Origin of the sequence: Paenibacillus vulneris, assembly GCF_039543185.1 — a bacterium.
GTDB lineage: Bacteria > Bacillota > Bacilli > Paenibacillales > NBRC-103111 > Paenibacillus_S > Paenibacillus_S vulneris.
Map to the genome: position 1 here is coordinate 799,192 of NZ_BAABJG010000015.1, position 25,064 is coordinate 824,255.

Annotated in this window: 22 protein-coding genes; 6 read left to right on the forward strand and 16 right to left on the reverse strand. The window is 47.0% G+C overall.

Annotated elements, in window-relative coordinates:
* Positions 1 to 99: 99 nt before the first annotated feature.
* The 3 genes from ABEA66_RS17165 to ABEA66_RS17175 all read right to left on the reverse strand — a co-directional run bounded on the left by ABEA66_RS17165 (position 100) and on the right by ABEA66_RS17175 (position 2,717).
* Positions 100 to 765, reverse strand: a complete 666-nt coding sequence (locus tag ABEA66_RS17165) for an MBL fold metallo-hydrolase (RefSeq protein ID WP_345589210.1) — start codon at positions 763 to 765, stop codon at positions 100 to 102.
* Positions 766 to 969: 204 nt separating this feature from the next.
* Positions 970 to 2,073, reverse strand: coding sequence for a Gfo/Idh/MocA family protein (locus ABEA66_RS17170; RefSeq protein WP_345589212.1), 1,104 nt, complete (start codon positions 2,071 to 2,073; stop codon positions 970 to 972).
* Between the two features lie 215 nt (positions 2,074 to 2,288).
* Positions 2,289 to 2,717 carry a MarR family winged helix-turn-helix transcriptional regulator gene (locus tag ABEA66_RS17175; protein ID WP_079911777.1) on the reverse strand — a complete coding sequence of 143 codons (429 nt, stop codon included), beginning with the start codon at positions 2,715 to 2,717 and terminating at the stop codon, positions 2,289 to 2,291.
* Between the two features lie 234 nt (positions 2,718 to 2,951).
* Between ABEA66_RS17175 and hcp the strand changes: the two genes are divergently transcribed.
* On the forward strand, positions 2,952 to 4,241 hold the full coding sequence (gene hcp / locus ABEA66_RS17180; RefSeq protein ID WP_345589215.1) for a hydroxylamine reductase: 1,290 nt from the start codon (positions 2,952 to 2,954) through the stop codon (positions 4,239 to 4,241).
* Positions 4,242 to 4,437: 196 nt separating this feature from the next.
* Complete coding sequence (locus ABEA66_RS17185; RefSeq protein WP_192702512.1) at positions 4,438 to 5,034, forward strand: C40 family peptidase; 597 nt, start codon at positions 4,438 to 4,440, stop codon at positions 5,032 to 5,034.
* Between the two features lie 51 nt (positions 5,035 to 5,085).
* Here ABEA66_RS17185 and ABEA66_RS17190 read toward each other — a convergent pair whose 3' ends face one another.
* The 5 genes from ABEA66_RS17190 to ABEA66_RS17210 form a co-directional block, all read right to left on the reverse strand.
* Positions 5,086 to 6,156, reverse strand: coding sequence for a glycosyltransferase family 4 protein (locus ABEA66_RS17190; protein ID WP_345589219.1), 1,071 nt, complete (start codon positions 6,154 to 6,156; stop codon positions 5,086 to 5,088).
* Between the two features lie 126 nt (positions 6,157 to 6,282).
* Positions 6,283 to 7,608, reverse strand: coding sequence for an ABC transporter substrate-binding protein (locus ABEA66_RS17195; RefSeq protein WP_345589221.1), 1,326 nt, complete (start codon positions 7,606 to 7,608; stop codon positions 6,283 to 6,285).
* Positions 7,609 to 7,850: 242 nt separating this feature from the next.
* Positions 7,851 to 8,390, reverse strand: a complete 540-nt coding sequence (locus tag ABEA66_RS17200) for a hypothetical protein (protein ID WP_079911785.1) — start codon at positions 8,388 to 8,390, stop codon at positions 7,851 to 7,853.
* A 201-nt stretch (positions 8,391 to 8,591) separates the two neighbouring features.
* Positions 8,592 to 9,782 carry an oligogalacturonate lyase family protein gene (locus ABEA66_RS17205; RefSeq protein WP_345589224.1) on the reverse strand — a complete coding sequence of 397 codons (1,191 nt, stop codon included), beginning with the start codon at positions 9,780 to 9,782 and terminating at the stop codon, positions 8,592 to 8,594.
* Positions 9,783 to 10,004: 222 nt separating this feature from the next.
* Positions 10,005 to 10,910, reverse strand: a complete 906-nt coding sequence (locus tag ABEA66_RS17210) for a polysaccharide deacetylase family protein (RefSeq protein WP_345589227.1) — start codon at positions 10,908 to 10,910, stop codon at positions 10,005 to 10,007.
* A gap of 175 nt (positions 10,911 to 11,085) precedes the next feature.
* Between ABEA66_RS17210 and ABEA66_RS17215 the strand changes: the two genes are divergently transcribed.
* On the forward strand, positions 11,086 to 11,274 hold the full coding sequence (locus tag ABEA66_RS17215) for a hypothetical protein (protein WP_192702517.1): 189 nt from the start codon (positions 11,086 to 11,088) through the stop codon (positions 11,272 to 11,274).
* 72 nt (positions 11,275 to 11,346) lie between these two features.
* Here ABEA66_RS17215 and ABEA66_RS17220 read toward each other — a convergent pair whose 3' ends face one another.
* The 6 genes from ABEA66_RS17220 to ABEA66_RS17245 form a co-directional block, all read right to left on the reverse strand.
* Positions 11,347 to 12,891 (reverse strand): extracellular solute-binding protein, encoded by a 1,545-nt coding sequence (locus ABEA66_RS17220; protein ID WP_345589230.1) that lies wholly within the window; start codon positions 12,889 to 12,891, stop codon positions 11,347 to 11,349.
* Between the two features lie 196 nt (positions 12,892 to 13,087).
* A complete protein-coding gene (locus ABEA66_RS17225) occupies positions 13,088 to 13,963 on the reverse strand; it encodes a carbohydrate ABC transporter permease (RefSeq protein WP_256865410.1) in 876 nt (291 codons plus the stop codon).
* A 37-nt stretch (positions 13,964 to 14,000) separates the two neighbouring features.
* Entirely contained in the window at positions 14,001 to 14,969 is a 969-nt protein-coding gene (locus ABEA66_RS17230; protein WP_345589232.1) for an ABC transporter permease, read from the reverse strand.
* Between the two features lie 245 nt (positions 14,970 to 15,214).
* On the reverse strand, positions 15,215 to 17,518 hold the full coding sequence (locus ABEA66_RS17235) for a helix-turn-helix domain-containing protein (protein WP_345589235.1): 2,304 nt from the start codon (positions 17,516 to 17,518) through the stop codon (positions 15,215 to 15,217).
* 210 nt (positions 17,519 to 17,728) lie between these two features.
* Entirely contained in the window at positions 17,729 to 19,246 is a 1,518-nt protein-coding gene (locus ABEA66_RS17240) for an endonuclease/exonuclease/phosphatase family protein (RefSeq protein WP_345589236.1), read from the reverse strand.
* A gap of 231 nt (positions 19,247 to 19,477) precedes the next feature.
* The gene (locus ABEA66_RS17245; RefSeq protein ID WP_345589238.1) at positions 19,478 to 20,692 is read right to left on the reverse strand and encodes an MFS transporter; all 1,215 of its coding nucleotides are present in this window, start codon (positions 20,690 to 20,692) and stop codon (positions 19,478 to 19,480) included.
* A gap of 145 nt (positions 20,693 to 20,837) precedes the next feature.
* Between ABEA66_RS17245 and ABEA66_RS17250 the strand changes: the two genes are divergently transcribed.
* Positions 20,838 to 21,719, forward strand: a complete 882-nt coding sequence (locus tag ABEA66_RS17250; protein WP_345589239.1) for a LysR family transcriptional regulator — start codon at positions 20,838 to 20,840, stop codon at positions 21,717 to 21,719.
* Positions 21,720 to 21,799: 80 nt separating this feature from the next.
* On the forward strand, positions 21,800 to 22,555 hold the full coding sequence (locus ABEA66_RS17255; RefSeq protein ID WP_144027910.1) for a GTP pyrophosphokinase: 756 nt from the start codon (positions 21,800 to 21,802) through the stop codon (positions 22,553 to 22,555).
* 105 nt (positions 22,556 to 22,660) lie between these two features.
* On the opposite strand, the gene ABEA66_RS17260 is transcribed toward ABEA66_RS17255, so the two are convergent.
* Complete coding sequence (locus ABEA66_RS17260) at positions 22,661 to 23,542, reverse strand: aminoglycoside 6-adenylyltransferase (protein ID WP_345589240.1); 882 nt, start codon at positions 23,540 to 23,542, stop codon at positions 22,661 to 22,663.
* A gap of 200 nt (positions 23,543 to 23,742) precedes the next feature.
* On the opposite strand from ABEA66_RS17260, the gene ABEA66_RS17265 reads away from it, so the two are divergent.
* Positions 23,743 to 24,600, forward strand: coding sequence for a pentapeptide repeat-containing protein (locus ABEA66_RS17265; RefSeq protein ID WP_345589241.1), 858 nt, complete (start codon positions 23,743 to 23,745; stop codon positions 24,598 to 24,600).
* Between the two features lie 260 nt (positions 24,601 to 24,860).
* Here ABEA66_RS17265 and ABEA66_RS17270 read toward each other — a convergent pair whose 3' ends face one another.
* Positions 24,861 to 25,049, reverse strand: a complete 189-nt coding sequence (locus tag ABEA66_RS17270; RefSeq protein WP_345589243.1) for a hypothetical protein — start codon at positions 25,047 to 25,049, stop codon at positions 24,861 to 24,863.
* Positions 25,050 to 25,064 lie beyond the last annotated feature (15 nt).

Below are 25,064 nucleotides of genomic sequence, written 5' to 3' on the forward strand. Positions count from 1 at the left end.
GCAGGTTGTAATGCACGGAGTTATCAGATCACTTGCACTCTATTTCAGCAAGAATCAAGCTGCAGCCTGCACCCTTCCCAGCGCTCCGAATACGTACCTTTATAATCCTTGGATAAGTCCATCTATCTGATCGTTTACATTGACATTACTTAATCCCCCGTGATAACAAACCACGTTTGTAATGTCTAGGTCTGCATATTTTTTCAATGAGAGCTGAGCTGCTTTTAAATCCAGTGTGGTTGGAATATGAATTCCCCCGAGCCTCCCGTCTACACTGTACATGGAATCTCCGGCAATGAGAGTCTTGCTTTGTCTTAAATAAAGGCTGATATGGCCCGGCGTATGTCCTGGGGTATGGATGACACGGATCCCGCCGCAAAACGGCAGTTCCTGACCGTCTACCAAGGTTTCATCCACTTTGCCCTTCGGAGGATTCTCAAAGTGTCCGTCTTTGATAAGAGGTATCTCCCCCTGAATATACGGCTTATCGAGCTCATGCGCGTATACTTTAACAGCATTGCCGCACTCCTTCAAAATCTCAGGGAGACTGCCTATATGATCCACATCCTGATGCGTCAATATCACTGCTGTTAGCTTGTCGAGCGGCATTCCTGCCTTTTCCATGGCGAAGCGCAGATCTTCAAATTGTCCCGGAAATCCTGTATCTATTAAAACGGACATTTCTTGATCCCATACTAAAATGGGATGAATTACATTCCCGTGATAATCAAGGAGAAGCATTTCTATTCCCTTACCTATTTCCATTGTTTCGAACCTCCATCGTAAAATTCTTATTTTATGTAAAAATATTTTATTATGTCGATTTGCCCATTGTCAACACATAGCAAAGCATCACACGACCTATTTTTTTGGGGGATGCAATAAACTGCCCTTTCAGCACAAAGAGGCCGCCGAATCCGGCAGCCTCGTCGGGAAAAGGAATCATTGATCATCTCTATGTTTATTAAATTATAAATATTGGCGTTCACCGGTTTGTGCTGCTTTTTCCACTGCATCAAGAAGCTGATGAAGTTTTACCGCATCCGCAAAACTAGGTGTTAGGGATGTTCCTTCTTGTATATCTTTAGCAAACTTACTGTGCGCCTGAGCAACATTCAGAACAAAACCTGCATCATTTTTAAGGGAATCTGGTACCCAGTAATAAGAATCAGGAATTGTTAACTCATGCAGCTCTTTATCCGTAGGGCCTGCACCCCATAATTGGTGTGATCCAAATTGAATTGAAGCAGGCGCTTTGAGCACGATGGTTCCCTTGTCTCCGAAAATTTCAAGAGTAAGCCCTGTTTGGTGCTTAACTCCCCCTTGTATGTGAACGCTGGCTGCTGCGCCGTTGCTCAATTGCCCTGCAATAAGGATTTGATCATCTGTCGTTTTTTCAATAACTTTTTGAATATCCACAAGTTCGACTTCAGGGAATTGCTGCACTGTCACGGCTGAAAGTTCCTTGAACTCTCCAAGCATGTAGGTAAATGCATCAAGATTATGTCCTCCTACAATCGTGAGTAAGCTCCCACCTACCTTCCGATCAAATAGGTACGCAGTAGCCTTGTCAGCCACTCCCCCCATTGCACTGACAGAAATCTTTAAATTGGCCGACAAAAGCTTCCCAACATAGCCTTCCGCCAATAAATCTTTCACATAATTAATGGCTGGGGCCTGTCTGGCTTGCAATCCAATCGCATTTGGCAATTGTCTGGACTCTACCCATTCTTTCATTTCGAGAGCTTCAGCTGTGTTTGATCCCAGGGGCCATTCACAATAAATCGGTTTTCTGGCGGGAGCAATAGCTTTTACTGCATCATAATGTTCCTTAACATTGATGCTGACGACTACCATATCCACATCGGAATGTTGAGCCAAATTATCCACTTTATCAAAAGCATGCGTTGCCTTGAAGGCATCAGCGCTTTGCTTGGCACTTTCCATATTGCTTGTCCCAACTGCTATGAGTTCAAGCTCATTCAGGTGCTCCATTGCTGGAATGTGTGTCCCTTTAGCCCATCCGTTATTTATAGATCCGCCAATAATACCTGCTCGTAATTTTTTGCCCATGAGAAAACAACTCCTTTTTCATAATTAACGCTGTAATGCTTGCACCGATACTACCAACACCCGTTTTCTGTTAAATCATCATATTTGTCTCCTTTTTGGTTTGTATGAAGAAATTAAGTCTGCTAAATAATTCAGCAAATTTTTAAACAATATTTAATTAGTGCACTAAATAATAATTTATACTGCTAAATAAAATTCGCGAAAAGGAGAGATAGTTAAAACAAATTACTCTCCATTTGCTTCATAAGCCGCCTTAAAAACAGTCGTTCTTCAATTGAAATTGATTTTAGTAACTTATCTTGATGCTTTTGCCATATGATACGAACGGGCTCTTCAAGCTCTTTCCCCCTGTCGGTTAGAAAAATACGCATAACTCGTGCATCTTTCTCATCACGCTTACGATAAATAAATCCGTTTTGTTCAAGTGATTTAACCATATTCGTGACGGTAGGTGGTTCACAATTCAAATGTTCACTTAGCTGCATTTGCGTTATGCCATCACCTGACCATAAACGATAGAGCAGATTATCTTGTCCGACATGCAGGTTTAATTCTCTTAGACTTTCACTGTAATCTCTTCTCATTCTAGCCGATAGTTTGTCGAATAGCTCACGAATCTCACAGTCAACCTTTGTTGTCTCCATATTGCTTTTCTCAGCCTTTATCACCAAATTTATTTAGCAAGCTAAATATATCACGATTGCATTCAGTAGTCAATTGCGGATCAACACTCGTTATCTTTTTCTATCCTTACATGACGTTACTTAGAACGCCCGACAAAGAAGCTTTCATTTGTGATAATTATCATTTAAGATCTGCGACTGATCTGATAGCTTATTCATTGTTATTGAATATGAATTGTGACGGAGGGGTCCAACATGTTTTGTTATCAATGCGAGCAAACCACACCCGGCGGATGTAAGGTCATCGGTGTCTGCGGAAAAGATGAGAACATTGCAAGTCTGCAGGATACCATCATCTTCGCATTAAAAGGTATCGCTGCTTATGCTACGCATGCAAGACAGCTGGGGTATCATGATCCTGAAGTAGATCGAATCACACATGAAGCTTTATATATGACACTTACAAATTCCAATTTCAATCTTGAAGAGCATATTGATATGGCTATGAAAGTAGGCTCCGCCGCGGTAAGAATTATGGATGTGCTTGACCGCGCGCATACGACACATTTTGGAATACCTCAGCCCGTCACGGTTTCTCAGAATAAAATCGAAGGTCATGCCAATGTTGTCACCGGTCACAACCTTTACGCTTTGGAGGAATTGCTTAAACAGACGGAGGGCAAGGGTGTCCATATCTATACTCACTCCGAAATGCTTCCTGCCCACGGATATCCCCAGCTAAAGAAGTATGCTCACCTCAAAGGAAATATCGGAAAAGCCTGGTATGATCAGAGGCGTCTGTTTGAAAAATTCCCGGGGGCCATTCTGGCTACAACTAACTGTGTTATGCCAATTAAAGGCACCTACGCCGACCGCTTCTTCTCTTACGATATTGCAGGTCTCGAAGGGGTTACCAAAATCGCAGAGAATGACTTCACACCATTGATCGAGAAGGCTTTGTCTTTACCCGCTGTAGACATTGACTCCGAGCAGATTCTAACGACGGGCTATCATCATGAGACGGTGATTGGACTTGCTCCTGAGATCATTCAAGCAGTGAAGCAAGGAAAAATCAAACGCTTCTTTGTCATCGCAGGCTGTGACGCGCCAGGAACCGGCGGCGAATATTATCGCGAGCTTGCAACCTCCCTGCCTAACGATACGGTCATCCTCACCACCTCCTGCGGCAAGTTCCGCTTCAACGATGTGGATTACGGAACGGTGGCGGACACAGGCATCCCTCGTTATATCGATCTTGGGCAGTGCAACAATTCCGGCTCTACCGTCAAGATCGCAATGGCCTTAGCTGACGCGTTTGGCTGCAGCGTTAACGACTTGCCGGTGAGCATCGTGCTTTCCTGGTTTGAGCAAAAAGCAGTCGCCATCCTGCTCGGCTTGTTTAGTCTCGGAATCAAGGATATTCGCATCGGACCTAAGCCTCCGGAATTCATTACTCCAGGGGTCATGAACGTGCTTACAGAGACATTCGGGCTTAAATTGATAGGGAATGCTCAAGAAGACATGGCCGCAATGCTCGCACAATAAGTAAGAATGGACGTATAGCTCATCGGCTATGCGTCCTTTTTTTTATAATATGTACCAATAGATTTTCTCTTCCAATTATGTCTCACTTACTACAATTTTATTACAGAGCAAGATTTCTGCTTTCGAATCCATAACCATCTTTTACAAAGAATAGAGGTTCACTTGAAATAAGACAATAGTGGACAGGAGGTGGAATATGAAAAATTCGTTTGGCAATGTAATCAAAATCTTTTTAATCCCGACCCTATTTTTAGGAACAATAACCGGATGTACTGCTAAAAAAGGGGTGAATGATAAGGATGGAGCTAAGCCTAATGCGGTAAATGACACAAGACCGTATAAAATCCAAGAGGCAGCAGACGTACCCCAGTGGCAAAAAACAGCAGATTCCATTATTACAGAGGGAATTCGTTATATGGGGACTCCTTATGTCTACGGAGCGGAAAGATTTAAAGATAAAGCTTTTGACTGTTCTTCTTACGTTCAGTATCTTTACAGTAAACAAGGAATCAAACTGGGCTATAATGCAAGAGAACAGGCGGTTCAAGGGGAAGAGATCCCATTTATGAATTTGCGAAAAGGAGATCTCATGTTTTTTTCCGATGAAGATTTCCCCAATGAAACGGGATTAAATAAAGTTAGGCATGTCGGTATTTATATGGGAGAAGGGCAAATCCTCCATACTTATGAGCAAGGAATCGGAGTTATCATCAGCAATATCCATAAGGATCAAAAAGAAGGAGAATACTGGTATCAGCATTACCTTTTTGCCCGTAGAGTAATTCCAGGTTAGGCCACTTTTTCGTTGATCCATGAAAACGCAAAAAACCCGATAATCGGACCATTATCGGGCTGCACTGTAGATGGCTATTAATCTGGAGGCTGTTTGCTTCCAGCTGAACCGGTTCACTGCGTCGGATCTGGCCTGCCTAGACAATTGATCGGTTAGCTCCCTATTTTGAGCGACCCTCAATATATATTTGGCGTGATCCTCAGGACGAGTATACTTCCGAACAAGGTAGCCGTTGCTGCGATGGTTCACAATTTCCCCGATCCCGCCAATTTTGGACGCAATAACCGGCAGTCCTGAAGCCATAGCCTCCACATTAACCAGTCCGAATGCCTCATGCCTTTGTGACGGGCAAGCGAAGCAGTCTGCCTTCCTGTACCATTCATGAATTTTTTGATGCGATACCCTGCCTGTAAAGCGGGTTGGTACGCCATATTTGCGGGCAAGTGATCTCAACCAGCCTATATAATGAGGCTTTCCTCCCCCGACAACCGTTAGGTGGATATTCGACTGCTGCCTTCGCGCAATACTTATTGCCTTGATCAATACCGGCACTCCTTTGCGGGGGATGACCCTGCCGGCGAATAATACATGAAAGGTCCCCTGCCGGCTAGAGCGGCTCGAGGGCCTGAACCGGTCTACATCCACGCCTAAATGGACCACTCGGATTTTGTGCGCTTGGGATGGGAACATTCGGGACAGGTTGGTTTTCAAGGAATCACTGTTGGCGATGATCAGATTGGCATAGGACATACTCGCGGCTACACTGCTGGTTTTCGGAACGAACGTCAGTGAATGAAGGAACAACGCAACCGGAGTATGCGGAAATACCCGTTTGACTTGCGCCATATAATGAGGACGATTGTCCACCTGAATGACATCGTAATGTTTGCCCCGAATATACTGCAACACGGATGAAATATATCTTTTCCCGCTTCCGGAAGGAACTCTGACGATAGTCAATTTCCCATGATGGCTTATTTTTGGAAGCCCCGAACTTTGGCGGCTGACAATGGTGACCTGGTGTTGCTTTGCAAGCTGCTTAGCTATGGACAGCATGCATATTTCGACGGACCCGTTCCCCGGTACCGGAATTTGCTCGGGCGCTACCATGAGGATTCTCACCCACAATCCCTCCACTAATTATGACATCGTACTCTTACGATATGTATTAGAGAAGATTGTGTACTAGATATCTGTTGCACAATTGCTTAAAACTCACTAGTGCCCATTAGTGGCAAGCCTTATTGGTTATTTTCCGCCCTTTTGAAGCACCAGCTGCTGTATAGCGGCGTTGGCTTCTTCTTCTACCGCACGAATGGCGCTGTTTACATCCATATTGTTTTTATAGATATTATCAAAAATTTTACTGGTATTGACGCTGTAATAGACGAGTCCTGGGGCTCTTGGAGGCGCAGGCTGCGCGTTCTTGCTGTAATATACCGCTCCTGTATTTTTGCCTTTTAATTGAGGAAGGCTTTGACCATATACGTCATGCACGGCTTTGCTTTTCAATGGGGTTACGATACCCTGCTTGGATAATTCGGATTGAACCTCATCGGAGAGCAGGTACGAGATAACCTGGAAGGCTTGATCTTTATACTTGGAATTTTTGGTAATAAATAAAGAATACGTGTTAGGCAGCATGCCAGTGTTGGGCAGATCCTTGAAGGAGGGTGGCGAAGCCAAATCGAAGTTCAGGTCTTTGTTCGCTGTGTACCAGCTCGTGACTTTCTCAGCTACATGGATTCCTATGGCCATTTGACCCTTCGGAAAGTCGTCAATGTTAGTGAATTCATTCCCTGGAATATCATAGAACCGCTTGTAATTCTCGATCAAGGTCTTCCACTTTTCAGTATTGATCGCCGCTTTATTTTCCTTTAAATCCAGCGGGGTTAACGACAATTGGTTATAGCTCGTCATGACGCCCGGATGCATGGACAGCCCTTTGTATTGTACGCCATCCACCGATCGGGTCATCTTCTTGGCGACGTCGTAAACTTCATCCCAGGTCATTCCATCCTTAGGATACGGAACTCCGAACTTGTCGAATAAATCCTTGTTATAGAACATAATAATGTTGCTGAGCGTAAAAGGAAGACCCCACAGCTGCCCGTCAGGGTTGGCGTTCTTCACTTGGGCAATCGCCGCCTCGTCCATTCTGGAAAGATCGAAATTATGCTTTTTTATAAGATCCGCCATATCGTTGGCCAAATCAAACTCTTTGATTTTGGAAATGATGTTACCGCTTGATTCCAATACAATATCAGGGATGGTTCCCGCTGCAATAAGATCGCCGTAATCCTGCCCGGCCGCTTTATGGATATGCTTGATCGTTATATTGGGGAATTTCTTTCTTATGTATTGGCCAATCTCATTGTCGAAACCGCTTTCATTTGCGTATACAGAATTTTGCGCCGTAAAAAATGTGAGGGTAATCGGTTCATTGCTTACTTTAGCTTCAGATTCATTGCTTCCCGTTGGGGCAGCAGGCGCATTAGACGGGCTGCACCCGCTAGCGATTAGTACGAGACCTAGCGATAATGAAACCATTTGGAACGGCAGCTTTCTCTTCATTTATTGTTCCCCTCTTTTCAAATGGATGATTTGGAATAGCCCAGCTCTTCTGATTAAGACTCGGAATACGTTTATCATATTACAAATGAATACGCAAACTGGATGTTTGATATTAACAAATTGTTGTACAATACTAACTTTTTGCGAAATCATATCCCTGTTCACAAATAAAAAAAGCCCCCCGGCATACAAAAAAAATGCATGCCAAGCGGCTCTACCTTTTCTATAGACACAGGGAACCTTTATGGAGAAGAAGTTCCTGCCGTACTCACAGGTGCAGACAGATCAAATTTGCGGTTATCGTTCACAACGATCTTCTCGTACGTTCCTGCCGTATTAACCCAGCCGGTTGCGAGCAAGGAGGCTTGTCCAGAGTTAACCTTGATTTCACCCAAGTAAACTCGCTCATTACATTGCTTGTGGTTGCCAAAATTGATGTGATATACCCCTGTTGCATGAGCTTGAAGGCTCGTCGGCTTGCCGGGGACGATATCCGATTTCATCTCACGATAAGCGGTTCCTTCCTCCTTAAACTCAGTTCCGTCTTGTTGGAAGAAGCGGACCGTAATGTTCGCTGCCGAGTCGGAGGCGTTAGACAGCTGGAACGAGAAGTCCTGCGGGTTCTCGAGACTGCAGTAGTTGTTCATTGGAATTTGAAACGACATGCTGCGCGGTTCAGCCATCTGCTGATGCTCGGCCGCCGTCGGCTCTACAGCAGCCGCAGGCATAAGAAACATCATGCTGAGGGCAGCAACAGGAATCCATATTTTTGATAAGCTCATGAGGTTCTCCTCTCCCACCTACATCGAATGCCGACGGAATTCTTTTCTATTTTTCCTACCGATTGTTTAGTTTAACGCCACTTGCCCGCCAAGATCAATAGGCTAATAGACCTTATAAGCAATTCCCTGCAGCTGCAGGTATTTGGAGAAGTTGAGATAAAACAGGCCGCCTTATCGGCGGCCTGTCTCTTCTATCCTTCATTATGACTGCTTCGGAAGCGAGTCGAATTCAGGCAAGTCAACCAGGTACAGATTGCCATAGCCGGTCATATCGCTTGTAAACAAGACTTTGGTTCCATCCGGACTGAATCTTGGGTGTACGTGAAGCTTTTGTGCCTGGAAGCTTCCCCGGTGCCGGCACAGGATTCTCGGTCCCTCCAGCACCCCGGCGTTGTTTCTCCACAAGCAAATCGTATCCTGGAACTGCTCCCCATGATAAGCGCTTGTTTGCTGCCCGTCTCCCACAATAAGGCTGGAATCGTTCGAATGGATGTGCATATTCTGGAACGGGAACGCACTCTCTTGGCGGTTCGTATTATCATATCGGATAGAGCCGATAAACTTGCCGTCCTTGTTGGATAGGGACTCCGTATACCCGTGATACCCGATCGTAATACCGTCGGCATGCCAATACTCGTGGCCTACGAAGACGTTATCTTGGGATGGGCGTATTTTCCACACCTCCTGAGTGTCCATGTTCAAGCACCAGATACGGTGATCTACAAGATCCCAGGGACCCTCGTGGCAAAAGCTCAGCAAATGCGGCTGTGTCGGGGATGTATTGATATGTCCTATCCATACTTTATCCTCGTGGATGACCTTAGCCTCCCCGCCCGCTACAGGAATCTTCACAATCTTACAGAGAGGCTTGGCTCTTGCAGTCTCCTCGAATCCGATATAGCCCGCTCCAAGGGATGCCTGAATGCGATCGGACAAGTCTTCCTTGATGCAGGTGCATAACCATTCCCCGTCCGAAGTACAGCTCATATTCCCCAGGTTGAACTTCTCCGGCGCCTCATAGATGACTCTTTCTTCAAGCGTTTGAAGGTGGATAGCGATGATTTGATTCCCTTTTTCAAAGTAAGCTTCGTGGCCCTTCGGATTGATATACGTTTGCTGAAGATGAACCAACTCGCCCTCCGGGTGATCCGTCAGCTGCGTAAATTCACCGGTTTGCAGATCCATGCTATATAAGTTCGTGGCATTGTATCTATCGGAAGCGAACAATAATTTCCGGCCATTGTCATACCAGCCGTCGTTAGTGAAATACAGATGGAAGCTGTGCGCCATATGATTCGTTATCTGCTTCATTGGAATGCCTGTAATCAAATCCTTCGTTGTTCTCCACTCTGTCGGCCATACGGTACCTTTTCCATGTCCTTTAGCGTTCATCTCGTCCACCTCATTATCATAAAGTCTGCTGCTTAGAAAAAGACTATCCGATCAGCGCCTTTCGAACAACGGGACTTTTTTGAAACGCTTCATTTCATGCTAGTACTTTCTTTATTACTTTGCACTATTTTGTAGTGAGGCGAGGATTATCCTGATAATGGGAAAAGTCCAGATGGCAATCTGGACTTCCGCTTCACTTTTACCAGGAATTTGCTGCAATAATTAGAAATAACGATACCTTACTTGCAGAACGATATTTTTTATAAAGTCCTCCAGCTTCCCTAACAGCGTTGTTTCTTTGTTAATTTTTGCAACCAGACCCTCTCCCGTCAACGTAGGTACGCCTGCGGTAACTCTCTTGATGAGGAAGTCGCCCTTGGAATTCAGGCCGTAATCACCGGTGTAGATGTATTGAATCCCTGCTTGCTTGCTTAAATCGATGAGGGATTGATTATAACGTCCATGAGGCAGACAAAGGATGGATAGGGTGTTGCCCAACTGGTCATGAAGCACCTTTTCCGCCTGGCTCAGATCCTTAACCACTCTGCTCCGGTACTCTTCTTCCGTCTCCATCCGGCTCTCAGACTCCAGCCAGATCCGGTTAGTTAAAGGTGAAACCTGCTTCCCCTTTTCATTCGTATTAAAGCCGTGAGAGTCAAAGGTATGGGAGAAAAAGTCGAAGCCGTCCGCGTTCATTGTTTTTATTTCATCCCAAGTCATGAACGGACTCTCCGCCGTACGGTCGCCAACGGAATTGACGATAAGAAAATTGGTTGCGGTCATCCCCTCTTTTTTGAGCTCAGGATAGGCATATTTGTAATAAGATTCATAACCATCGTCGAAAGTAATGACAACCGCGTTAGGCGGAATCGGTTTCCCTTCCTTCAGGAATCCTACGAACTCCGCTGTGGATATCACATTGAATTGATGATCCGTGAGAGCATGCAGATGCTCCCGGAATCGTTCGGGGGATATGGTATAGTCCGATTCCTCCGTGTCAATATGGTGATAGGTCAGTACCGCGACTTTATTCTGATAATGATAGGCGCCCCATTGCATTTGACCCAATACCAATACGATACCGATAACAACAATAAAACCGATAATGAATAAGATCTTTTTGTTCATAATGGCTCCTTTTCACAATGCAGTCCATTTTATAATAGCAGATAAGCAGGGCTTAGGAAAACTTTGCATGTCGATGCCTATGAAATGGAGTCCGCGTTGTGCTTGGTAAGGAGCCTTCAATTTGAGGCCCTTTAATGGTATGATTGGGGATAAATGACGTTTGGCAGGTGCACCTTTGAAAAAACCGATCTGGATCTCTCTCCTGTTTCCTCTTCCATTCGCCGTCATCTTCTACATCAATTCCAGGAGCTGGCTCGAGTGCGGCTTGTACTATGCCATTTTTGCCGTCCTGTTGTTCGTATCGTTGTTTATCCGTAGGAAAAAACCCAAAAAAACGGATTACTACGACGATTATATGATCTAAGATTATAATAGAATGCGGCGCCTTTGATAAAGAAAGTCCGATCTGAGAGTCAGACCGGACCTTGTGCATCTATTATTTCTTTTTGCTTTCGGCGTAGGCATCATTCATTTCTTTAATATAATCATTGCCGCCGTTCTTCTTCCACAGCTCCATCTCGGCTTTGAAGCCGGCTTCGTCCATTTTCCCTACGATAAATTTGATACGTGCGTCCTCTACTTGCTGATCCAGTTGAGCGCCCTTCTGGGTATACGTAGCGGAGATCAACGGCTCGCCGGGGTTCGCCAGAGCAATCTTCTCATTAGCCGCTTTCACCTCGTTCGCTTTGGCTCTCAAAGGCGTCCCAGCCTTGAAGGCCGTATCCAGCACGTTCGGAACCCCGATCAGCATTTGGTTGAAGCTCTTGATGTTAATATCCGGCGCTTGCGGCATCTCTGAAGAGAGAATCGTGACAAGCTTGCCGTCCTCCACCTTATAGTGCGTGCCTTCAATACCGTACGTCAGAAGAATCTGGTATTCCTTATCGTCGATTTTATCGAAGAAATTAAGGATTTTACGCACCTCCGCTTCGGTTTTTACCGCCGATTTGGAGATGAGGAAGATACCGCCGTATCCAGTTGTAGCTGGAGTTACAGGACCATTCTTGCCGCTGATAGCCCCGATAATATCCATTTCCCCTTTGACATTGCCCGCCTTCATTTTCTCATCGATCTGATAGGAACGATCTACTACATCGACCGCTACACCCGCTTGCCCGTTAATGATCGGGTCGTTCCACTTGGCAGAATCGTAGACGGCGAAATCCTGGTTCACCAGCTTCTCGTCATACAGCTTCTTGAAGTAGCGGAGCGCATCCATATATTCATTCGTCAGATGGGCGGGAATCAGCTTCCCGTCTTTATCAACTCCCCATTTGTTAGGAACTCCGAACCAAGTCTGCATAATATCCCATGGACCGGAATATTTGGTCACGACCATGCCGTACGTGTCGTCTTTGCCGTTCTTGTCCGGATCCTTCTCCTTGAACGCTTTTAACATATTGTAAAAATCGTCCGGCGTCTTCGGCTCAGGCAATCCGACATTTTGCAGCCAGTCTTTGCGGTAGGAGATGGCAAAGCGTCCCAGCGGTCTTGCTGTATACAGGCCATAGGTTTTGCCGTTAACGGAGGTATTGTTCAATATCGTGCTATTCATTTGGCTCAAGTTCGGATAATCCTTCAAATACGGGCCGATTTCCCAGAAAGCTCCCCCTTTGATCGCGTTGACAATGGATGGAGTTTTGGCGCTTGCCGTAAAAATAACCGAAGGCATCGTGCCCGAGGCCAGCGTAATATTCAGCTTATCGTTATAGGCGGCATCCGGTGTAAACAACACCTCCAGACTCGTGTTCGTGTATTCCTCTACCTTCTTCCAAACTTTGCTCTCGGAGGTTATGGCATCATTTTGAAAGCTTTTCATCATAATCGAAAATTTGTAAGGTGCTTCCTTGCCCGTGGATGCTTGTGTGCCGCCCTTGCCTGCTTCTGGTTTAGGATCTGAGCTGCAGCCAGCGAAAACGCTTGCAATCAAAGCGATGCTCATGGCGGCCATAGCCGTTCTTTTCTGTTTTACGAATCTCATCTTCCTTGTTCCTCCCTTTTTTGTATACAAAGTTGGATAGCATCTATGATAATCCCTTCACCATACTGTGCCCGGGAACAGCGTTTGTGAGGATTCCCATCCCTGCACCGGCAACCGGCGCAACGGATATTTCCGCCCAGCAATTCCAAATGGAAAGCAAAGTACTCGGGTTTATCAACATAGCGGAGCGTCCCCGTTATCCTTTAACAGCCCCTAACAGAACCCCTTTGGCAAAATGCTTCTGCAAAAACGGATAGACCAGCAAGATTGGTAAGGTTCCAACTACAATGACAGCCATTTTGATGGATTGGTCCGGAGGCTTGACGTATTGCGGGTCCATTGTCGACATATCCATGGAACCGGTAGCAAGCAATATTATTTGGCGCAGCAGCACCTGCATCGGCCATTTCTTCGCATCGCTCAAATACAGTAGGGCATTGAAGAAATCATTCCAGTGGCCTACAGCATAGAAAAGCGCGAAGGTGGCGATAACCGGCTTGGATAGCGGAAGAACGATGCGCCACAGAACTCCAAGATCGGTACAACCGTCAATACGGGCGGATTCGATCAGTTCATTAGGAATTTCCTGAAAGAATGATTTGATAACAATCAAGTTAAACGCACTGATCGCCGTCGGAATCATGACCGCCAAGTACGAATTCAGCAGACCCATGCTTTTTACTACCAGGAAGGTTGGAATAATACCGCCGCTGAACAGCATGGAAAAGACAACCATATTCATGACCACGTTCCGTCCAACCATATACCGGCGTGATAAGGCATAAGCCATAGTAAAGGTGAAGAACAGATTCACCAGGGTGCCTCCAACGGTTACAAAGACGGATACCAGCAGGCTTCGCGGCAGCGCGTTGTCCTTAAATACATATTCATAAGCGTTAAGCGTCACGGTCTTCGGGATGATGAAGAACGCCCTGTTGCTCAGTTCAATCTCGGTTGCGAAGGATCCAGCGACGATATACATGATCGGCAGAATCATCGACAAAGCCACGACAGCAAGGAATATATAGTTGGCGGCATCGAATAGTTTTCCGCTTAAGGTGTTGTGTCTCAAGGCAGCAGCCTCCTTTGCTTTAAGGATGAGGAATCATTTAGAAAATACCGGAATGGCCGGCACGTTTGGCCAAGTAGTTAGAGCCGAGCACCAGGATGATGCCGATAACGGATTTGAACAGCCCTACCGCCGTGCTATAGCTGAAGGCCCCTTGGGTAATGCCGATCGTATACACATAAGTGTCGAAGACTTCCGCCACATTGCGGTTCAGCGCATTGCTCATCAAGAGCACTTGCTCAAAGCCGCGGTCCAGGAAATTGCCCATACGCAGGATCAGCAGCACAATAATGGTTCCCCTGATCGCCGGGAGGGTAATATGCCATAGCTGACGGAACCGGCTCGCGCCGTCTACAATAGCGGCCTCGTATTGCTCCTGGTCAACTCCAGCGAGGGCGGCAAGGAAGATGATCGTCCCCCATCCCATTTCCTTCCATAAGCTTTGCGTAATAATGAGCGGCCGGAACCAGTCCTCACTTGTCAAAAACTCATATTTCACGCCGACGAATTTGAACAGAAGCTCGTTAATAATCCCGCCTTCCGTAGTCAACATGAGGTAGGTGATACTTGCGACGATAACCATAGAAATAAAGTGCGGTATATAAATAATGGTCTGAATAAACCGTTTGTAAAAAGATTTGCGGACTTCATTAAGCAGCAGGGCTAGAATAATCGGTGCGGGGAAGAAAAATACCATGTCATATAAACCAAGCAAAAGCGTATTCTTCATTAAGCGGAAAAAGATCGGGTCGTTAAAAAATTGCCTGAAGTTATCCATTCCAACCCATTCGCTCTTAAAAAATCCAACGAACGGCTGATAATTTTTGAACGCGAGCAGTACCCCCCACATGGGAATGTACTTAAATATAATGAAGTAGGCCAATCCGGGTAATAAAAGCATCAGCAAATATTTATCCTGAATGATTCTACTCATTAATGAGCCCCTCTTGCGTGTCCTCGTCGACGGAACGCTTGCCGGAAGCTGCTCGGCTTGTGATGTTTTGACCATCCTCTCACTCCTCGTCATCATCTTCAGTTTGCTGCAGCCGCTTGCTATTTTCACCTTAATCGGGGGCCATTTTTCCGGCAACCACACTTTTTTGGAAGCGCTTTTTATGGAATTTGTACTTTTTCACTCCGCTTAGCACTTTTTTGAAAAGCCTGTCTCATGCGGTTTGAGCGTTGGGCTTGGACTTTTTTGACAAAGAAAAAACAAGCCGTCGCCTGATCTCCAGACACCAGCTTGCTCCAGGTTTAACTATGCATATTTCTGCTCATTTCACGGTAATGGCTCGGAGTGACACCGACATGCTTTTTAAAAATACGATTAAAATAACTGTGCTGGTACCCGACCTGTACGGCGACATCATTAATTTTTTGCTCCGTATCGCGAAGTAATTCTTTTGCCTTCTCCATGCGAAGCTCCGTCAAGTAATCAATGAAGTTCGTTCCTGTTATTTGCTTGAACGACTTGCTAAGTGCAACAGAGTTTACTCCCACATGATCTGCGCAGCTGTCCAGGGAGATTTCTTTCATGTAATGATTTTGCAGATAGACCATTGCGGTTTCGACCGCCTTCTTCCAATGAACGTCAGAGCGCGATTCCAGCTCCTGAATGTAAGGATTCATGATCTTGTGCTGAAACCAGTGCAGCATTTTCTGCGGCTCGCGAATTTGCCCCAGCTGCTCATATAAATTGACGGAACGAAACACCCGGTTCGGGTCCATTCCCAAATGCCGAATCGCATGCAATATACTCCCAAGCAGCTGCAGCATCCCCTGCTGAGCTTCCATTTCCTTGGCTCCTCTCTCCAGCAATGCGTCCAGGAACGATTTGATCAAATCCATCGCTTCGTGCTGCTGGCCGGTCCTGATCATCTGAACGATCTCCCTCTCCAGGACGAACGGATAATGCAGCTCCGCCATGTCCTCTTCCGGCTCCGGGGAATTGAGATCTATAATCTGATTCTCGTTCTTGAAGCTGCGGTAGCTCAAGGCTTGCTTTGCCTCTTCATAGTGTGACGGAATCTGTCGGACAGCGGCCGAAGGCTTGCCGATGCAGATCGATACGTTGAGCTTTAGAACACGGTTTATAGACTGGATAATCTCATCGCTCAGTTCATGCACTTCGGTTGTATAAGACATGTGGGGTGGCAGCATGATCAATAGACCCATAGATAAATCATGAAAATTGATCCCATTCACCTGCTCCAGACGGTTAGTTGACAGTTCCTCGATGATATTGGCAGCCGCAAACGTAATCAAGCTTTCATCTCCCTGGCCGAATCGTCCTTCCAGGTTTGTAAAGCCTGTGAGCTGAATATGCATGACGATAAACTGGCGCTCATCCACTTCCCAACCGTAATTGCGCATCCGCTCCCGCAGGTCGTCCTCGGAGTATGCGGAGAGAAAGCCTTGCACCAGCTGAAGCAGGAACCCTTCCTTCACATGGGGAAGCTGTGCTTCGAGCTTGTTTTGCAGCGTCGTGCTTTCCCGCCATAGATCCAGCCACTCCTTTTCTATCAATTTAAACTCGTCATGCTGCTCGCCAATGCTTCCTGTCAAGGGTCTGCTTCCGGTTAACAGGGTCACCAACCGATCTACAGGAGAGTAGATTTTGCGGGAAGCGAACCAGGACAACAGCACCGCCAGTAATAAAGCGCCAAAGCTGACGGACAAGATGAGCTTTGAGATAAAATCGACAGGCTTCGTAATGACGCTGATCGGGGAAGCGGAGACATACATCCACTCCGTACCGACTCTGCGGAACGTTCCATAGGAGACGGTGTACATGTTTTTATGATTCTCATAAAGGAAGGAGCCCGATTTGCCTCCCCGTTGAAGCACTTCCGCCTTCAAAGCTTCGTCAAATATAACCGATTGAGGGTCCTTGGAGCTCGCCAGCAGGACGTTCCCCCCGTTTTGCATCATGAACGTTTCACCAACGTTGTAGGGCGTTAACGTTTTTAAGAGATTGGTTGCCTTCTCCTCACTAATCCGGATGAACAACGCCCCGAAAGGATGCATGTCCACTCCGGGAATCTTATGGACCAGCGTCAGGTCTTTCTTATCCGGATGACTGGCATCGTCGGATAAAGTGGTCCAAAACACAAGATTGTCCTGGGAAAGAAATTGGTTGTATGAGGCAATCATATCTTCGTTCGAGATGACATCGTATTCCGGGTAAAACCGGATGTACTGAGTCCCCTTTAAAAATAGCTCCACCTGCTTCGCCAATGGCGTAGATCCCTGCATTACATTCAAAGTCTTCGTAAGATCGCGGGCGATCTCAAAGTCCTGATAAAAGTTCGTTTCATATAAATGGCTGTTGAATTTGGTGTCAAATGCCCAATGGGCAAGCGACGTCTCCAGATAGGTGAACTGGTCGTCAATGTTGGACGCCCTCTGTAGAATTTGGCTTGTGTGAAGCTGAAGGAGCGCATGTTCCAGCCAGCCTCCCGTCATTCCATATAAAATCCCCCCGACAATGATTCCCGGGATACTGGAGATGAGTAGTATCAGGATAAGACTATTCCGGTAAAACCTTCCTTTGAACATGGGTTCACCCACCGTCAGCTAGGATCGTTGAAAATTATGGCTATGTATCCTAATATAGTTCGCTGCAGGAAATTAAAGCCCTTCCAATTTGGAGTGGATTCCACAAATTTCAACGAGCTTTTGCTAGGGGGCGCGATAAAAAAATAAGCGGGATTTCCCAAAAAGAGGCGACGCAAGCCCTCCCAGGAAACCCCACTTATATACCCTACGCTATTTCCCCTCCAGCTGTCCTTCAGCAAGGATACCCGGAGTCGCACGCTGATGGCTGCCAAGCTTTTGCATGATACTGATGAACGGAGCAGGCGCAGTATAGGTAACTGCTTCATTCGCTTGAACGTCCAGTACGCCCAGGTTGTATTGCACTCCGGCTTGCTGGGCGCCGTCCGGCGACATGATGCCCAAGGCGCGCCCCGTCGTTGCCGTGCCATTAAGTCCTTGGTTATCTCCGGGCGTGAATACGGCTAAGAGCTGATCCTCCTTCAAATCGGCCGCCGTCAATCCGTAATGATCACGAAAACTATCGATACCCAGGCTATAGCAGCAAGGCTGCTTCTTAATCCAGATGACCTTGGCTTCTCCCGGTTTTATAATACTGCTGGTGCTGTAGGTATCCTTTTGAATCGTCCATTTGTTCGATTTCGCCTTGTCGAACGGAAGCAGCGGATCGTAGTAATAATAAAGTTTATACCCGTCGAGATCGATATCGCGATCACTGTTATTGACCACTTCCACATAATTGTAATTTCCTTTGGTCGAATTAGGCACGACCTCTGTGATGAGCAGCGCAGACTTGGCCGGCTGCTTGACCGTCGTTTCGTCTACCGATTTACTCGCCTTCTGCAGGACCAGATCCACCGTGACCGGATAGTGGTCGCTCGGGTACTGGCCATCCTGCTGGTAGGTTACCGTCTCGCTTCGGACGACATTCACCTTGCCGCGGGACAAGATCCAGTCAATCCGTTTGGCGCCCCCGCCCCCTGTTGGATCTTTGTAATTATGGAAGGTGCCCAGGTCATCGTGGATTTTTTGATGGGCTTGAAAAAAAGCATCTTCCATCAGCCCTGATTGGACCAAGGTTTGATACACGGCTCCGTCCGGTGTCGTGTTGAAATCGCCTGTCAAGATCACAGGAACATCGGGATCTAAAGAGGAGATCGTATCCGCTATAAGCTGCGCGCTTTTTTGGCGGGCGGCTTCAGATTCATGATCCAGGTGCGTATTGACCATGTAAAAGGTTTTGTGATTGTGCAGGTCCTGAAACCTGACCCAGGTCACCATCCGTGGTATCCGGTTCCCCCACCCTGCCGAGCTAATGAGCTTGGGACGGTCGGAAAGCCAGAAATGATCCTGCTCCAATGGCTTCAGCCGCTGTTTATTGTAGAAAATGGCCATGTACTCGCCAAGATTGCCGCCTTCCCTGCCAACGCCGATCCATCCATAATCGGGCAAATCTGCTTCCAAATCTTTGATTTGCCTGTCAATTCCTTCCTGTGTACCAATAACATCCGGTTTGGCCGCCTCGATGAGCTGCTTCATAACCGGACGCCGCTTCTCCCAGGTCTGGTCGTCAACGGCACTGGCCGTCCTCAGATTGGAGGTCATGATTCTTAGTTTGCCTGACGACAGCTCTTCATCACCAGCTGCTGCTGAAGCTTGATTCCCTGCAATAGTTAGACCAACAGCTGTAAGCAGAACCGCAAATGCCGTTATTTTCGCCTTTATGATCATCTTCTTTCCGCCTCCTCATTGTACTATGGAATAAATTCCCTTTGATCATACAGCAGGGAAGATGACCGTCCTATTGACATTTTTATAGATTGTTGCCCTTTCTTTATAAAAGATTCCTGCGACCGCCGTCTCGGCTTCCAATAGCAACAAAGACGTGCCGACAACCTCTTACCAATGCGCTAAAGGCAATGGATCAGTCGTTTAAGCACGTCTTCCATTTACAAACGAATCCTATGATCTGCTTACTTCTGCTTTCATCTGTGCAGCAGGCTTTGCTGGCGTTTGCTTCCTCTTATTGCCTATGTTCAGTTGAAGCACCAACATAATAACGATCAGAACAGCCAGCCCTCCGAAAGCCTGCTCGAAGCCGCCCCATTTGTCATGCACCCAGCCAACGAACAGCGGGCCAAGGGAGCCGACAATATAACCGCCCGATTGATTCATGGCCGACAAAGCGCTTGCCGCTTCCGCACTGTCTGTCTCCTCAATCGGCAGCATGAGTGCCATTGGGAACAACCCTCCCGCTCCGAGGCCAAGGAGGATCACAATCAGCCATGGATTCGCATGGGTTATGAACAGGATCACTCCGGCCAGCTCCAGCAAGGCACACCCCAGCAGCCAATACATCCTTTTAGGGAACCGGGCGATGAGCATCGGCAGGAAGAAGCTGACCGGTATTTGAATGACTGTAAACAGCGTCAGCATTCCTCCCGCAAAGCCTTTATCATAGCCGAGACTCACCATGGCAGGAGCGAGCCACGCCGTCATAGAATAGAACATCCATGCCATGAGGCCGAAAAATGCGGTCAAGAGCCATGCCCGCTTGCTGCGCAGCGGCAGCCGCGATTCATTTGAGGCTACTCCTTGAGCAGCGCCTGCCGCACGCTTCTCCCGCAGGGACAGCTGAATCCAGATCGGGAGGGCAATGATGGCAAACAATGCCCATATCGCCAAGGAGGCCTTCCATGAGCCGTGCATTACCGACTGTAACGGAACCGATAGACCGGCGCTGAGTGCGGCGCCCAAGACCAACGCCATAGAATAGATTCCGACGATGGATGCCGCCCTGTCGGCAAAGTATTTTTTGATAAATCCAGACAGCAGCGGTCCGCAAATAGCAATCCCAAGGCCGCTTAGAAATGCCGTTACAAGCAGCAGCGCGGAGGAGCCGGAAGAGAATCTGAGTACCGTACCCAGTCCTATCACGATAAGAGAAAGCGTCAATATTCTCTCCAGCCCCCACCGGCTGCTCAGCTTCACCGCCAATGGCGAGAAGACGCCCATGCACAGCACCGGAATAGAAGTTAACAGGCTCGCTACCGAGCCGTTCATGCCTAAATCATTACGAATCGTCTCCAATAAAGGAGATATGGAAGAAATGGCCGGCCGCAAATTGAGCGAAGCCAAGAAAAGCGCGCAAAGCAAATATCCGAATCGGTATTTCATCTACGTATCCACTCCTACATCCTGTCTCTTTTTGTAAAATCCTCAATCGCTGTAGTAAGTGTAAGAGCAAATCGTTAATTGATCAATATAATTATTTCTATTATTATCATTGGTAAAACCAATGATTGAAGAAGGTGAACAGCCAATGGAACTGCGCCAATTGGAATATTTCATTGCAGTTTGTGAAGAAATGCATTTTACCAGAGCTGCTGAAAAAATCGGCATATCACAGCCAACCTTAAGCCAGCAGATCGGGGCCTTGGAGGACGAGCTGAACACCCCGCTATTCGACCGGATCGGGAAAAAGATCGCCATCACGGAAGCAGGACTTATATTGCTCGAGCAGAGCAAGCAAATCCTCCGCAACCTGCAAAATGTGAAGGATTCGATTCTTGATCTTCAACATATTCGCAGAGGAGCACTAAGTGTGGGGACACTGCCTTCCGATCTGGATTACCGCATTTCGAGGCTGCTGATCGACTACTATCATGACTATCCGAATATTCATCTGCGCGTTGTCTCCTCCGTAAATATTGAGGAGTTGGTGCTAGCGAACGAGGTCGACATCGGGATCTGCAACATGTCGTTCATCGATGATCGTTTGGTACATATTCCTCTGTGTCAGGAAAAATACATGCTTGTCGTATCGGAGCATCATCCTTTGTCAGAACGAGACTATATCCATCTGGAGGAGCTGCGCCACATAGATACGGTCATGTATCCGATGGGGTTCATCGGACGTGAGTTGATTGAGCGCTGCTGCCGAAGCCGCGGCTTTCAGCTTAAGACAATTATGGAGACTACCTCCGTGCTCTCGCTCATCAATATCGTCAAAGCCAATATCGGGGCCACCATTCAGCCGCTGCAGCTCATTCAATCCATGAAAGAGAGCACATTGCGCTGCATCCCTTTCAAGGAGGACGCCCCGACGCGGGAGCTGGTGATTATTTACCGGAAGGACCGTTTTTTGAGTAAAGCAGCCCAAGCGTTCATTAGCAGACTGGCCGATCACTTCAGCGCCCTGTGAGCAGCATTTGCTTTGGACCTCACTCTTCGTATATGCTTTTATTATGAGCCTTTAGCTTATGTGCGGCTATGGAAAGGAGAATGACTGTGAACACACTTCCAGTTGAACAATTCCGCAAATTTAAAAACGATATTACACGGTTTCTGATGGCTTATAAATTCGCTTTGGATGCATTTGAAACCAAGATTGACATTTTAACCGAGGAATTTCAGTTATTTCACGACTACAACCCGATTGAGCACACCAAGTCGCGATTAAAATCGCCCGAAAGTATTTTGAAAAAGCTGTACAAAAAAGGACTGGATATTTCGCTAGCCAATATAAAAAACCATATTACCGATGTCGCGGGTATCCGAATCACCTGCTCGTTTATTGCCGATATTTATCGCATCAGCGAAATGCTGCAAAATCAGAGCGATTTGAAAATCATCGAAATTGAGGACTACATACAGCACCCGAAACCTAACGGTTATCGCAGTCTTCATATGCTCATAGAAATACCTATCTATATGTCGGATCGGCAGGAAAATGTATGCGTCGAGGTACAAATCCGTACGATCGCTATGGATTTCTGGGCCAGTCTTGAGCACAAAATTTACTACAAATACAACCGGACGGTGCCCCGTAACCTGCTGCAGGAGCTGAAAGAAGCATCCGACTCCGCGGCGGCTCTGGATCAGAAGATGGAGCGTCTGCACAATGAGATTACGGAAGTCAAGGAAGCCCAGTCACAGGAATGGGGAGAAGAACTCAAGCGAATCAGCATCAGCAACCAGCAATTTCAATTGCCTGAAGCGCTGTTGAGATTAATCAGTGACGGACCCGGCGAAGCATAGACTTTTATCCGGTGACAGTCCGTAATAGAACAAGCCTGGTGCAGATTCATGCGCCAGGCTTATTCTTTCACGTTAACTAATCGTCTTAAGCTGCACGTGCAGTGCTTAGAAGATACTCTTCGCATCAGCAGGCAGATTCCTTACTTGCTTAAGATATGCGGTCATGTTCTTATCATCCTCAGCAGGATAGGTGAACCGACAATACATGGCGACTTCCTTGCCCAGCATCCTGAATAACTCCCCTGCCGTAAAGATAGCTTCCCAGAAGCGCTCGTAGTCACTATCCGAATAAGTTCGCTGATACCTATCCCAGTATGCTTCGGGTAGATAGTTTTTGAAATATTTGCCCATCTTGCCCGCAGAAACTTGAAAATCATTGTGGATTCCGATCCACCATCTAACCATATCATCAAGGGAAGCTCTAGTAGTATGCTCGTACATTAGCTTCGCATAAGGCAGCTCGTCCCTCCATATTCCTTTTGCTATGTTTTGCAAACACCACCAGAAATTGTTCGTACAGCTATTATACTGCCCTTCCGTAGGTCTTTTTACGTAATAATCGCTATCTGTGGGCGGCGGTATGGAGGGAAGGCAGCCATCCTTGTCTAATAAGGGCAAGGTGAGTTTGTCGCTGACATATCCGGTTTTCATGGATTCTATGGACTCTATCTGGAGATCAATCCGGTTTCCATCCGTAAAGAGCATTAAATAGGCGTACGAGCGGTCGAAGTTTTTCTTGATTCCTAGTCCTTGATCTAATCGATCCGGCTCCTGAATCATCAGCAAATCCCCGAATATACGGATCCATGCGTTGTCTGAAAAAAAAGAGGCTGTCTCCGTCACGACATAGACGATATCGTAGTCCTGAAACAGATCTTTAGGCGCATGCGGATTGGTTCTTGATCCGTTCATGTAAACAGCTCGAATCCGATTATCCTGCCGGGCCACACCCAGGATCAAATCCATCATTTCTTTCTCGCTTCTCATCAGACGGGTTCCCCTTCCCATTTGCCAACCAATATAGTTATTTTCAGTATATCATCCTATTATTTACATTGTAACTGCCGAAATCTTCAGTAAAATGAGGATGTAACAAATGGTTCTATAAGAAAAGTAACTTTGCATTTGCGCAGCCTTGTCATAAAATGAAAAGTAATCGCTATAAAGATCAATAAGGAGAAAACAACATGCCCGAAAATAAAATAGAAAGGGACAGGCTTGCGTCTTTGCAGTCCGATTGCGAGAAGTGCTTCGGCTTATGCTGTGTAGCCCTGCCTTACGCGGCTTCTGCCGATTTTGCCGTCAGCAAAGAAGCCGGACAGCCCTGTTCGAACCTTCGCCATGACTTCCGCTGCGGCGTACACGAAAGCCTCCGCAGCATCGGCTTTCGCGGATGCACCGTATTCGATTGCTTCGGCGCAGGGCAGAAAGTATCGCAGCTTACTTTCAGCGGCCGCGACTGGCGGCAAGCCCCGGAATCCGCGAAGCAAATGTTCGAGGTATTCCCCGTCATGCGCCAGCTTCATGAGCTGCTCTGGTACCTGAACGAAGCGCTGACGCTTCAGGCTGCACAGCCGATTCACGATGCGATTCGTACAGCAATCGATGCAACGGAAAGGCTGACCTATCTTCAAGCAGAAGAGTTTGCTGGGCTTGACATCGTCGCCCATAGAGCGGAGGTGAACAGGCTGCTTCTTCAAACAAGCGAGCTCGTACGGGAGGAACTGCGCCGTAAGCATCAATGGCCTGCAGTAAGCAAGAAGAAGCAGGGTCGTGGGATAGATCTCATCGGGGCCAAGCTTAAAGGCGCCGATCTCCGTTGCGCGAATCTTAGAGGGGCCTATCTTATTGCCGCAGACCTGAGGGAGGCGGATTTGAGAGCAGCCGATCTCATCGGGGCTGACCTTCGGGACACGGATCTGAGGGGAGCCGATCTTACAGGCAGTCTCTTCCTTACCCAGGCACAGCTTAACTCGGCGATCGGCGATTCCAGGACGAAGCTGCCTTCAACCGTCGAACGGCCGGCTCACTGGAAAGCCTGTTAAGCCTGTCCTCACTCAGCTGGCCCTCATAGCTTCATGGAGAAAAAACCGCCCGAATTATGTACCTCCCTCCACGTTAGATACAACTAACTGCAGAAGGACAGCATATCATCGGGCGGTATTTTCTTTATCCTCTACTTGCTTCTCTGATCGATAACAATTGACCAATCCACATTCGTATAGACTATGTCCACCATCGTTCGAACAAGCTTTACTTGAATATATGTTCGATATGCAAAAAAACGACATGATAGGGAGATGATTCATTCATGGACTAACCCCGGGCTTTGAACGATCTCGATTTCCCCGTTTGCATACTCCTTCACGATCATTCCACTATCGGTTTTATACACAATATAAGTCCCATTCGCTTTCGCATCCAACTTAGCCCGTTTTCCAGTGAGCTTAATAAGTTTTGACAAATCTTGCGGTCCACGCCATTCACAATCCAATCGATTGAGCTCGTT